This window comes from Paenibacillus sp. 276b (assembly GCF_900107875.1).
Lineage (GTDB): Bacteria > Bacillota > Bacilli > Paenibacillales > Paenibacillaceae > Paenibacillus > Paenibacillus marchantiae.
Genome location: NZ_FNRR01000001.1, coordinates 1678483 through 1690507, shown reverse-complemented (window position 1 = coordinate 1690507; position 12025 = coordinate 1678483). Strand labels below are relative to the sequence as shown.

Annotated in this window: 9 protein-coding genes and 1 pseudogene; 6 read left to right on the top strand and 4 right to left on the bottom strand. The window is 42.1% G+C overall.

Annotated features, from left to right (window positions below):
* The first annotated feature begins 107 nt into the window (after positions 1 to 107).
* Positions 108 to 317: a hypothetical protein gene (locus tag BLV50_RS07155; protein ID WP_090806708.1), complete on the top strand. Its 210-nt coding sequence runs from the start codon at positions 108 to 110 to the stop codon at positions 315 to 317.
* A gap of 290 nt (positions 318 to 607) precedes the next feature.
* Positions 608 to 2347 carry an ABC-F family ATP-binding cassette domain-containing protein gene (locus BLV50_RS07150; RefSeq protein WP_090806706.1) on the top strand — a complete coding sequence of 580 codons (1740 nt, stop codon included), beginning with the start codon at positions 608 to 610 and terminating at the stop codon, positions 2345 to 2347.
* A 314-nt stretch (positions 2348 to 2661) separates the two neighbouring features.
* Here BLV50_RS07150 and BLV50_RS07145 read toward each other — a convergent pair whose 3' ends face one another.
* Positions 2662 to 3258: a TetR/AcrR family transcriptional regulator gene (locus tag BLV50_RS07145; RefSeq protein WP_218135371.1), complete on the bottom strand. Its 597-nt coding sequence runs from the start codon at positions 3256 to 3258 to the stop codon at positions 2662 to 2664.
* Positions 3259 to 3327: 69 nt separating this feature from the next.
* On the opposite strand from BLV50_RS07145, the gene BLV50_RS07140 reads away from it, so the two are divergent.
* Positions 3328 to 4161: an alpha/beta fold hydrolase gene (locus BLV50_RS07140; RefSeq protein WP_090806704.1), complete on the top strand. Its 834-nt coding sequence runs from the start codon at positions 3328 to 3330 to the stop codon at positions 4159 to 4161.
* 347 nt (positions 4162 to 4508) lie between these two features.
* Here the strand turns inward: BLV50_RS07140 and BLV50_RS07135 are convergent, their stop codons facing one another.
* Entirely contained in the window at positions 4509 to 4916 is a 408-nt protein-coding gene (locus BLV50_RS07135; RefSeq protein WP_256337882.1) for a TetR-like C-terminal domain-containing protein, read from the bottom strand.
* 78 nt (positions 4917 to 4994) lie between these two features.
* On the opposite strand from BLV50_RS07135, the pseudogene BLV50_RS07130 reads away from it, so the two are divergent.
* The 3 genes and pseudogenes from BLV50_RS07130 to BLV50_RS07120 form a co-directional block, all read left to right on the top strand.
* Positions 4995 to 5567, top strand: a pseudogene (locus tag BLV50_RS07130) (CocE/NonD family hydrolase C-terminal non-catalytic domain-containing protein); the annotation flags it as partial.
* A gap of 268 nt (positions 5568 to 5835) precedes the next feature.
* On the top strand, positions 5836 to 6549 hold the full coding sequence (locus BLV50_RS07125; protein ID WP_090806700.1) for a beta-glucanase: 714 nt from the start codon (positions 5836 to 5838) through the stop codon (positions 6547 to 6549).
* Between the two features lie 200 nt (positions 6550 to 6749).
* Entirely contained in the window at positions 6750 to 8438 is a 1689-nt protein-coding gene (locus tag BLV50_RS07120) for an extracellular solute-binding protein (RefSeq protein ID WP_090806698.1), read from the top strand.
* A gap of 141 nt (positions 8439 to 8579) precedes the next feature.
* On the opposite strand, the gene BLV50_RS07115 is transcribed toward BLV50_RS07120, so the two are convergent.
* On the bottom strand, positions 8580 to 10220 hold the full coding sequence (locus tag BLV50_RS07115) for a response regulator (protein WP_090806696.1): 1641 nt from the start codon (positions 10218 to 10220) through the stop codon (positions 8580 to 8582).
* Between the two features lie 9 nt (positions 10221 to 10229).
* Positions 10230 to 11939, bottom strand: a complete 1710-nt coding sequence (locus tag BLV50_RS07110) for a sensor histidine kinase (protein ID WP_090806695.1) — start codon at positions 11937 to 11939, stop codon at positions 10230 to 10232.
* Between the last annotated feature and the right edge of the window lie 86 nt (positions 11940 to 12025).

Below are 12025 nucleotides of genomic sequence, written 5' to 3'. Positions count from 1 at the left end.
GAAAAATAATGGCAAGGGATAAGAGTTTGTACCGAATGCTGGAATCGATAAGAACATGGTGTCGATTAACGGGAAGAATAACGTAAGTAAGGGAGGTGAAAGTAGCTATGCGTAAAAAAGATAGGAACGTAACAGGTATTGTTTTGGCCGTAATTTACTGTGTTGTTCTTTTTGAGATTTTAATTGACGCACCCCCTGGTGAAACTCCGAATAATCCGCCTTGGGCCTATGCAATGATTCCACTTGGAGCTGTTGCAATCACCTTTCTCTTTGATTATGTAATCAAGTTCGATTTCTTCAAAAAAAAGAAAGAGTGAAGGGGTGTTATAAATGACCGGAACCGGTACGTACATGTGTCGGGGGAAAGGTAGATCCCTTTGAAAGTCGCAATTAGCGGCTTTTTTTGTTTTTACGGTACAAGTTCAATGATTAATTCTGAGAATCGTCCAACAAGTCACCATTCTAAAGAAAGTACTAGAATTTCGAAGTGAGGGTAAGGGGCTACAAATAGATTGAACTTGGGGGTAAACAGTGTTACTCTAAAAGTCTGTGTTCGACAATATATTTAATAATAGTCACCATTTTAGTTATAAAGAAAGGTAACACTATGATAAAAGTTGAAAACTTATCCTTCTCATTTCCACAAAAGGAACTATATAAAAACATTTCATTTACGTTTGAAGAGGCACAACATTGTGCTTTTATCGGAACAAGTGGCAGTGGGAAAAGTACACTGATCGATATCCTGATGGATCCGGAACGATATTTGTTCGAGGGCAAGTTAGAGATAGACCCCGATTGCAGAATCGGGTATGTGAGTCAGTTTTTACAAGTAGACAAAACGAAAGAAATGACCGTTTTTGAATATATCGCAGAAGAATTCATCAAGATACAAGATGAAATTACAGCGATTTATGCGGAGATGGCCACCACATCGGATATGGATTGCCTGATGGAAAAGGTTCAATTGGCTTTGGATGCCTTCGAGGCGATGGATGGGGATAATTTCGAAAAAAACATCAATAAACAGTTAAACCTTGCCAACCTCATGAAGCTCAAAGATCTTAGTATATCCGCCATAAGTGGCGGGGAATTCAAACTTATTCAAGTGATGAAGGAAATGCTGAATCGTCCAGACTTAATGATTATGGACGAACCCGATGTATTTTTAGACTTTGAAAATCTGAACGCACTTAAAAAGCTTATTAATTCCCACAAGGGAATGCTGCTGGTTGTTACGCACAACCGGTATCTGTTGAATCATTGTTTCAACAAAATTATACACCTTGAAAACACGGAGATCCAAGAGTTTGATGGGCGATACATTGATTATAACTTCTCGCTGCTTCAGACTAAGATCGAGCTGCAAGAAATCGCGGTTGCTGAAGCTGAAGAAATTGAGAGATACGATCACATCATCGACAATCTTAGAGAGATCGCCACGTACAATTCGGAAGCCTCCAGAGGCAGAGCGTTAAAAGCCAGAGTCAAGTTTCAAGAGAGATTGGAAGCACGTCGAATCAAAGAGCCATTTGTCGATATCAAGCAGCCGAATATCAGTTTTGGTATCGATAAGGAAATGGAAGACACCGTTGTGGTTAACGTTAATAATTATAGCGTTTCCTTTGACGAGTTGCTTTTGGAAAAAGTGAACTTCGAGATCAAATCGACAGATAAAGTAGCCCTGATCGGTCCGAACGGTACCGGGAAAACGACTTTACTCCGAGAAATCTTTAAAAATAATCAGGATTCCATTGAAATAAATGCTGAGGTTAATGTGGCTTATTTATCTCAGGTTCAAGGCGAAATGCTAAAAGATTCGAATACTATACTAAATGAATTCATAGATGCCGGGTTTCAAACCTATGATGAGATTAGATCGTATCTTTCAAACTATGGCTTTGAAGGAGAAATCCTGGATCAAAAGATCGAATCGTTATCTGGCGGAGAAAAAAATATGCTTCAGTTGGCTAAAGTTTCTGCCAGTCAAGCAAACTTACTGCTTCTTGATGAACCGACAAGCCATTTAGATATCTATACACAAATCGCATTGGAGAAAGCTATTGAGGACTACAAAGGTGCGATTCTCATGATTTCTCATGATTTCTATTCTGTTGTTAATGGTATGGATTATGTTTTAATTATTGAGGACAAGACGATTAGTAAAATGAGTATACTAGAATTTAGACAGATGATTTATGCGAGTCATTTTAATGAAGACTATCTAGAAATTGAACAAAAGAAAAAGTCTGTTGAAATGAAAATAGAATTGGCTTTAAAAGATACGAATTTTGAACTTGCAAAAGGTTTGGTCGATGAGCTAGAAGAGCTAATTAAGTTGCTTTAAAGTGAATTAGTCTTGAGTTCAACGATGAAACATGATGTTGGTTGAAAAGTATCCATAAAAAAGACACTGATGAATAAAATATCAGTGTCTTTTTTATTGCATTGATTTCTTGATAGTTCTTGTCGTAGTCAGTGGTTCACTTGGGGTGCTTTTATTTTAGAACAGTAGATAATGATTCTTCCTTCCTAAAAAGGACCATTGACTTTTCTCATTAATAGTTTGTTGCTATGAGGATGGAGTCCAACTTTCTGATCCGCATGAGCAACTTTAAGGAATAATTGTAATTCAGATAAGGATAATAAAAGTCGCCTCCATTAAAATAACGAGAATAATCGTTCAATGTTCTCTTCAAAGTTTTGTTGAATATTTACTTTTTTCGGAGCAATCCCATTATTCATGAGTTGCAGATGTCCGAGTACATAACTCAGAAATAATTGTTCATTTTGTTCAATCTTTGATTGATCTTTTGTAATGGCTTTAATAAGTTCAACTAAAATGTTATGCAAATGTTCCATTTGTTGCGAAACGGCTTCGGTATAGCTGAATTCAGCCAGTCCTCCAACCATTTCTGGGAATGTGAGTTTAGATTGTGAATATGAAATTACGCATAATGCGAATTTACGTAACGCGTCTTTTCCAGAGTACGTTAATAATTCATGGTAGATTAAGTCGACCAAGCCCTTTATGTAGATAGCTACAACTCCACTTTTTAAATCCTCCAAATTACTTACATACCGATATAACGACTGTGGCTGAATGGATAATGAACGGGCCAACCCGTTGTAGGTCAGCTTATCAAAGCCCAGTTCACTGCTGATTTTTAAGCCTTGTTCAAGGACAAGTTCTCTTGATAAACTAATTCTCTTTGTCATAATTCCATCCTTTTTTGTTTGCTGACTTGACCAACTCATACCATGAGTATATAGTTCATGTCATGAGTTAGCAATAGTTTTCAAATACTTTTAAAGGAGCGATTTCCAATGAGCAGATTACAAGTTAATGGTGCCAATTTACATTATGAAACAGTGGGCCAAGGTCCTGTTCTCCTCTTTATTCCGGGAGCTAATGGCACTGGGGATATTTATACGGGCACCGCAAAATTTCTACAAAGCCGATATACTGTGGTAACATATGACCGCCGCGGCTACGGACAGAGTGAATTAACATCCCCGTTGCCAGAAGATGCTCACAATCCACATAGCACGTACCGTCTTGAAACCGACGCTAATGATGTAGCTGCTTTGGCAAAACATCTAAGTGATGAACCTATATATATTTTAGGCAGCAGTTCAGGAGCAATTGTCGCAATGGAAACCTTGCAAGACCAGCCTGATATTGTTAAAAAAGTTGCATTCCATGAACCGCCTATTAACACATTTTTGGCTGATTCCGCAGAATGGGCAGCAATGAATGATAAAATAGTTGAAACTTTTCAAACAGAGGGAATGGCAGCAGCCATGAAACTATTCGCTGAAGCTATGCATACCGTTCCGATGGATACCCAGATGATGGCTAAGCCAGCAGTTTCGATTGAAAAAGTTGATAATCCCGTGGTTAAAGGAATGGTTGATTGGTTCAAATATGAAATTCGCCAATATACTAGCCGTAAAATCGATATCAACAAGCTGACCGATCAAAAAGCTAAAATTGTCTTATTTAATGGAACAGATTCCGTTGGCTCCTTTCCTCAAGATGTAGTCAAAGACTTATCCGAGAAACTTGGTTTACCGATTCACTCCATCGCAGGCGCTCATTTAGGCTATGCTCAAAAGCCGCAGGAATTTGCTCACACTTTAGAAGAATTATTTGTTTAATGTAAGAAGCAGTGAAAAGCTGTCAAAGTGAATTTGAGAGTAGAGCACTGAGAAGGATATGTTAAAAGGGGTTGATGAGCAATCATCCGTCCCTGGTTTAAGGCAAGCTGGCTGCAATCTAAGTTTCCATACACAGCGTCAACTATGTGCCGATCATTGGCATATAAGTGTAGAGTTTCATATTAATACTGTTCTTTTAAGTAACCAGTCGTCGCCGTAATCCTACCGGCGGCTGGTTATTTAGTTTCGCAAGAATTCGACAATAGTCCTGATTCCTGGCGCTGTCGGTTAGTATTCACATTCCTTACGACCCATGATTAATGTCAAAATCATATTCTCTGGGTGAATTATTTTTTTAAACCAGCTGCGAAGAAGGGACCATTAACCGAAATGGTTGTTAGGATACGAGCCATTTCAAGAGGAGATTCTTTCGTGCCACTTTCCAACCATTGTTGAAATACCCCTATTATCGCACTTCCGATATAAGCAGCTAAATATTGTCCTGGAACAACTTCCTTTAAAAAAGCATTTGGATTATTTCCATAGAGTGTTTCCCACATGAATTCTTTCAATCTGGTTTGAAATGTTAAATCCCCATTTGGACCTAACACGGCTTTCATAAATCCGCTATTTATATTTAAATACTCAAAAAATGAAATAGTAAAGGTAAATGGCATTAATGTTTCTGAATCAGTTTCAAGTGCGGAAATAACACTTGGGTAGCTTTCTTTCGTAAGTCTGGACAAATCAAGCATAATTTCCTCTTCGCATTTTGTCATTAAATCAAATTTGTCTTGATAGTGAGCATAAGGTCACAATATACGTCAGCTGAGGTTCAGAACGAATCCACACTGACCTTTAATGCCGAGCTTGGTCAGACTGCAAACAGTGATTTACGGTTTAGATTTACCGCCAACGAGGACATGGAGATCACCGGAAATATGAAGCTCAAGCTCTGGGTCTCCACCGATGACACGGATGATATGGATCTTTTTGTCGGCATTAAGAAATTCGACAGACGGGGTAATGAAGTATTCTTGCCTGACTTCAACCATATTGAAAACGGTCAGGTGGCTAGTGGATGGTTAAGAGTTTCCCATAGAGAGCTGGATCCTGTGAAATCTACGCCATATCAGCCTGTACTGAAGCACAAGAGATTATTGAAGCTTACTAAAGGTGAGATCGTGCCGGTAGAAATTGAAATATTGCCTTCAAGCGTCTTCCTCAAAAGTGGGGAAAGTCTGGTGCTGGTTATAAAAGGTAGTGATATCATTATCGATGACAACCCAACAGGTTCAAGGGGTTATGGGCACACCGATACAGTGAACAAAGGAACTCATTCCATTCATGTCGGTGGAAAGTATGATTCATTCCTTTTGGTACCGGTGATTCCTTCGAAAGAGTAGTGAAAGCCCTGATTAATGAACCCATATTTATTTTGGGCAGAAGTTCTTGAAAAGAATCTATGTAGAAATGATTATCTTGAAAATTGAATATTCATTCTTTAAAGTTTGTTATAGTTCGCCTATCCTGATCCATATAAAATAGAAGCACCAACCATGAAAGCGTTTTATAAGTTGAAAGGCTATTAATGTAGTTGATTTTCACGAATGACTTATGCCAATTGACTTATAACGATTGCTTGCAGGTTGGAATAAGTGATGGAGGTGTATGATGAAAAGAAAGGCATGGTACACATTAATTATGTCAGGATTCGTTTCTTTATTCTTTTCCGTAAGCGCTTTCGCGGGGTATGTGTTCTGGGAGCCGTTAAGTTACTTCAACCCGAGTACGTGGCAAAAAGCAGACGGTTACTCCAATGGTTCAATGTTCAATTGTACTTGGAGGGCTAACAATGTTAATTTTACGAGTGACGGTAAACTCAGGCTCGGCTTAACAAGTTCTGCATACAACAAATTCGATTGCGGGGAATATCGATCAACCAACAATTATGGATATGGTTTGTACGAGGTGAGCATGAAGCCTGCGAAGAATACGGGAATCGTTTCTTCTTTCTTCACCTATACAGGGCCTGCAAATGGCACGCAGTGGGATGAGATTGATATTGAATTCCTGGGAAAAGACACTACGAAAGTCCAGTTCAATTATTATACGAACGGAGTCGGCGGTCATGAGAAGGTTATTAACCTTGGCTTTGATGCGTCCCAAGGCTTCCATACGTATGCTTTCGATTGGCAACCAGGTTATATCAAATGGTATGTGGACGGTGTGCTGAAACATACTGCAACGTCCAACATTCCCATTACACCCGGCAAAATCATGATGAACCTCTGGAACGGAACTGGCGTTGACGACTGGCTTGGGCCATATAACGGGGCTAATCCGCTCTACGCTGAATACGATTGGGTGAAATATACGAGTAACTAGAATCACATGCAGAAGCAGCCGTTCGTCAGGCTGCTTTTTTTTGTATCTCAAGAGGATTGCATTTATACAAGATTCATATCCATTTTCCAATATCCTAAATTAATGCAATAAATGTTGCAATATTAGTATGGGCTTACACATCGATTATTCATTATGATGTACTCTGTAAACAACATTACATAGACAGGGGGAAATAAAGGTTGGACACTAGCAAAAAGAAACGAATAGGTAGTTTGGCGCTAGCAGGGATGTTCGCGTTGTCAGCCGTCCTGAGTGGATGCAGTAGCAGCGGGCCGAGCAAAGAAGCTGAGCCAAGTGCACCAAGTACTGCATTGGAATTGAAGGATGGAAAATATGATCCGCCAGTGAGCATCACATATTTGCGGCCGTGGGGACCAGATGTGAAGTTCAAGTCGGGAGAGGATCAGGACAACAACGTTCATACCCGATGGGCAAAAGACAAGCTGGGGATTGAACTGAAAAATCAGTGGGTATCTCCGTCCACCAATAACGCTTTTGAAACGAAGCTGCGTCTGTCGCTTGCTTCCAATGCAGAAATGCCAGACATTATTTCGTATCGCGGCGAGTTCAATCTGGTGCGTGAGTTGATCGAAACCGGCAAGTTTGTCGATGCCGGCGAATTATTTGATAAATATGCGAGCGATGCATGGAAATCAGCTGTGAATGAAGATCCTTCCGTGTGGTATCCTTACATGCAGGACGGTAAACGAATCGGTATTCCCATTCTGGATTATGCGTACAACGGAGACCCAGTCATGTGGGTTCGGGAAGACTGGATGAAGAAATTTAATCTGAAGGCACCCGAAACATTAAGTGATCTTGAGGTTATTATGGAAACGTTTACAAATAAAGACCCGGATGGAAACGGAAAAAAGGATACGTTCGGACTGACGATCGGATTCAAGAACTGGATAAATACCTGGATGTCTGATGCAGGCTGGATTTTTGGAGCTTATGGCACGATGCCGAATCAGTGGAACCTGACCGCAGACGGAAAGCTTGAATACGGCTCGGTGACGCCAGGCGCCAAAGAGGCTCTTGCTACATTGCAAGATTGGATGAGCAAGGGGTATATTCCTGAAGAAGCGGGCGTATATGATGAGACCAAGGCTGCTGAAGAGTTTACTGCAGGCAAAGCAGGTATCGTCGTGGGGCCTCACTGGATGCCGTCATGGCCGCTGGAGGACGTGAAGAAAAATAATCCTGAAGCTGAATACAAGGCGTATCCGATTCCGGCCGGACCTGAGGGCAAAGCAGGCAGACATGGTACATCTAATGGTAACGGCGTGATCCTGATTAACAAGGATATGAAGAACCCGGAAACATTTTTCACGTACCAAAATTATCTGTTTGATCATTATGCCAATCCGCCGGAGGGCGATGAATTCGAATATGGCTTCGCCGAAGGATATGATTGGGTAATGGTAGATGGTAAACCTTCTACGGATGCAAGCCTTACAGACGGTTATGCTCCTGAGAAATACACGTTGACCTTTGACGGAGCACGAATTCCGAATTTGAGCATGACAACGCTCGCGAAGCTTGCCGGCGGCGAAGAGGCCACGACGCCTTTCGAGAAAAAAATCAATTCTGGAGTACCGGCACCGATGCTGGAAGCAGCTAAGATTGTTTTGGATCAAAAGGACATTGTTTACAGCCAGATGTTCACTGGCGCTCCTACGATGACTATGCAGATGAACAATGATATTTTAGCCAAGATGGAGAAGGACATGTTTGCTCAAATTATCTATGGCAAAACTTCGATTGACGCATTTGACTCCTTTGTTGAGAAGTGGAAATCTTCTGGCGGGGATCAGATCACGCAGGAAGTGAACGAGTGGTATCAGTCTGTAACCAGCAGAAAATAAGAACGAATAAAACACCGTATTTTTGTAAACGCGCTAAACAAATTGAAGAGGCATTGCTGGAGAAGATCTCCGGCAATGCCTTTTTTGGAGATACGTCATGAAAAGCGGCTAAGATAGCAAATGGACGGGACGATGTTAGGTTCAGACGGGTAGATTCTCCCTGTATTCTTGCGGAGTAAGGTCATAGAACTTTTTGAAAACACGTATGAAATATGCAGTATTGTTATATCCGACAAGATCGGCTATTTCGAATACCTTCGCGTCTGACGTCCGCAAATAATAGGCCGCTTTTTCCATTCGTAATCGATATACATATGCTGTAAGGGCTTCTCCAGTCTCTGCCTTATAGACTTTGGATAAGTAAACAGGATGCAGGTGAACATGATCTGCAATCGCTGGCAAGGATACGTCTGAAGCCAGGTGCAGGTCCACAAAGCTTTTGACACTGCGGACGATGGTGCTGTGATTGTCCTTCAGCTCTTGTTCAGCATCTTCGCTTATGTAATGGAGTGTCCGGATGGACCAGTCTTTCAACTGCTGTGCGGTACCATAACTTGGTGCTTGAAAATACCGATATGTTTCAGCGGGCAGGAGGGTAGAGATCTGCTTCCCGTTTTTGTGGATTATATAAGCAAAGGCCCCGGCTAAGGCATGGTACACTTCAATCGTCGTCTCCACGATATCATGATGCTCTCCCGAATGCAGCAGCTCGTCAAAAATCACCTCGATTTTCTGTTCCACATCGTCGAAACGTCCGGCTTCCAACAGACTAATGAGTGTTGGCGGCTTGTAGAGAGAACGGATTGCTGGCAGTGGATGGACATCCGTTTCATCCGAAGCCGTCACGAACAAACCTTGTGTTTGACCCATCCGCTTTCGCATGGACCTTACGGCACCCTCATATATTTCTCCAATTTCGTAAGGAAACTTGCCCCAACGGGAAACCGAGATGGAGATGGCGCCTTTCAAGTACAACTGCACGTTCGTTTGAATTTGGGCCGCATAATGCTCCAGCAGCGTTTGCGGCTTCTCATCCTTGTTAAAATTCTTGGCGCCGGAATGTTTGACGCTGACCAGGACGACAAGATAATCATGAACATCTCGTGTGTGCCAGATATGAAAATGATTATGCGTCACTTCGCTAATGATATTGCATATGGCATATTCCATTAATGAGAGGTCGCTGTGTGCCATTTCGGACAAGTGTTCCTCCATACGTATGACCAGCATACCTAGATCTTCATCAATCGAGTAGGGTAGTTCCAGCAGCTCGAGCTTGTCTGCCAGCACTGCCGAGGAATAGGTTTTACCCGTCAGCAATTCATGAAGCATGGTGGATTGTAATAAAGGCAGGTTATCCTGAAAAGCGTTTAATGCCCGTTGGTACGACGCCGCGGTTTCCCACTTTTTCTTGATCCGGTCCACGAGACGCTGCATGGTTTCTATCAAGTCTTCATCGCTCACAGGTTTCAGCAAATAATCAAAGCTTTCTTTTGCAATAGCCTGCTTCGCATATTCAAAATCGGCGTATCCTGACAAAAGGATGGTCTGCACATGCGGCCACCGTTCGTGGATTGCCGTAATAAGGGCGATACCAGACATCTCAGGCATACGTATGTCCGTAATTACGATATCTATGTCGTGATTCTCCATAATCTCGAGCGCTACATCACCAGATAACGCTTCGTGGACTACACTGATTCCGCAGCTTTCCCATGGAATGGTTTCGGCTAATGTTTCCACGACCGAACGTTCATCGTCGACTAATAAAATCTGTAACATGAGTGTCACCTACTCGTTGGTATTGTCGTGCCATGTGATGCTGACTTTCACTCCGCCCATGGTCGAATGCTCATAATTCAGTCCTGCTCCTTCACCGTACAGAAAATACAAACGTTGATGGACATTCCAGGTGCCACAACCCATGTTTCCGTCGAGCGGTTTGTGAAGATTGCTCCTCAATTGATCGAGTTGGTCATCGGTCATACCAAGACCACTGTCTTCGACCGTTATCGTATACATATCGTTTTTGTGAATTGCATGAATGCTGATCACGCCGTCTTCTATTCGGGGCTCAATCCCGTGAATGATAGCGTTCTCAATAATGGGCTGGAGCGTCAACCTGGGCACGGTCCTATCTAAAATATCATGGGGCACGTCGATTGTAAAATGCATTCGTTCCAACCTTAGCGACTGGATCTCCAGATAGTTTTTGACCATCGTCAGTTCTTCCTTGATCGTTGCCTGATCATTCTCAGACCTTGTTATGTATCGATAATACTCTCCCAGATTCAGAGCCATGGCTACGACTGCTTTTTCATTTTTCATCCTGGCCATGTTCTTGATGTAGAAGAGGCAATTGTAGAGAAAATGCGGGTTAATCTGAGATTGAAGCTGTTTCAGCGTGGCTTCGCGACTCCTCAGTTTTTCTTCGTACACATTCTCAATCAACTCCTGGATTCGTTGTGCCATGATGTTGAATCGTGCAAATAACAGGCTGAATTCATTGCGTGAGGAATGATGCAGGCGAACGGAAAAGTCTCCGGTCGACAATCGATTCGTCCCTTTCACCAACTGAAGAAGCGGGAGTTGCACACTCCGATACAGCACATACAACACAACAACGCTCATGGCGATCAGAACAGCAATTGATGCGTAAAAAAGGTTACGGCTGCTCGTAATCGGTCTTAGGATCTGCTGCATAGGAACATAGTCTACATAGTACCATCCCAGACTGTCGGATTGAATATACGAGACATAGTATTCCGTTTGATTCATCTTGGTGGTGAATCCTCCTTTTGCCTGTAAATTCGCCTCTTGCAGCTTGAACTGGACAGCATTCAGGGTGTCCTTTCCGCTGCTGTTGGTGATTAAGCCGAACTCAGGATGAAACATGAAGGGATCACCTTTGTTGTTTAATTTGTTCTGATCCAGCATGGCAGTCAAGTGACGCACAGGGAAGCTGATTTTGGTAATTAATCTGGCCTTGCCCGGCTTGCCAATCGCTGTAGTTGGATCCGTAGTATACCACTCAAACTGATTATGGGTATACGTCCATGACTTCGAGAGCGGTTCTGTAAATTCATCTTCCCTGTACGGGATAAATGCATAATAGTCCGTTGAAATCACTTTATGCAGACGCGGAAAATACAACGTGATAGTCGAATGCCATTTGCTGGCCGCGTTGTAGAGATTCATTTTTTCCAAAATGGCACTTCCGACTTTGACACGTTCATAGGGGATATCCTTGTAATCCGGGCGCTGGTACTCCTGAATGCTGGAATCCTGTCCGATAGACATTCCGTAGAGGGATAGTTGGTATATATTGGATTCTACAGAATCGGCAAAGGTTGACAAGTGATTCATGGTGTTGTTCTGAATCTCGTGTTTGATAACACGCACGCTTTCTCTGTTGGAGTATGTGTAGAGAAACAGCACCAGAATAAGCAGTATCACAAACAGCAGCGTAATTTTGGTGAAGACATTCAAACGGGTGAGCAACGTTCAACCTCCTCAACTCATTAAAATATTGTTATCGTTGTTGCAATATTAGGATATAGATTGCTAATGACCGTTGCTATAATTTT

Excerpts from the sequence above, each read along its gene's own strand:
- BLV50_RS07155 (WP_090806708.1), top strand. The coding sequence starts at position 108 with ATGCGTAAAAAAGATAGGAACGTAACAGGTATTGTTTTGGCCGTAATT.
- BLV50_RS07150 (WP_090806706.1), top strand. The coding sequence starts at position 608 with ATGATAAAAGTTGAAAACTTATCCTTCTCATTTCCACAAAAGGAACTA.
- BLV50_RS07145 (WP_218135371.1), bottom strand. The coding sequence starts at position 3,258 with ATGAGTTGGTCAAGTCAGCAAACAAAAAAGGATGGAATTATGACAAAG.
- BLV50_RS07140 (WP_090806704.1), top strand. The coding sequence starts at position 3,328 with ATGAGCAGATTACAAGTTAATGGTGCCAATTTACATTATGAAACAGTG.
- BLV50_RS07135 (WP_256337882.1), bottom strand. The coding sequence starts at position 4,916 with ATGCTTGATTTGTCCAGACTTACGAAAGAAAGCTACCCAAGTGTTATT.
- BLV50_RS07125 (WP_090806700.1), top strand. The coding sequence starts at position 5,836 with ATGAAAAGAAAGGCATGGTACACATTAATTATGTCAGGATTCGTTTCT.
- BLV50_RS07115 (WP_090806696.1), bottom strand. The coding sequence starts at position 10,220 with ATGTTACAGATTTTATTAGTCGACGATGAACGTTCGGTCGTGGAAACA.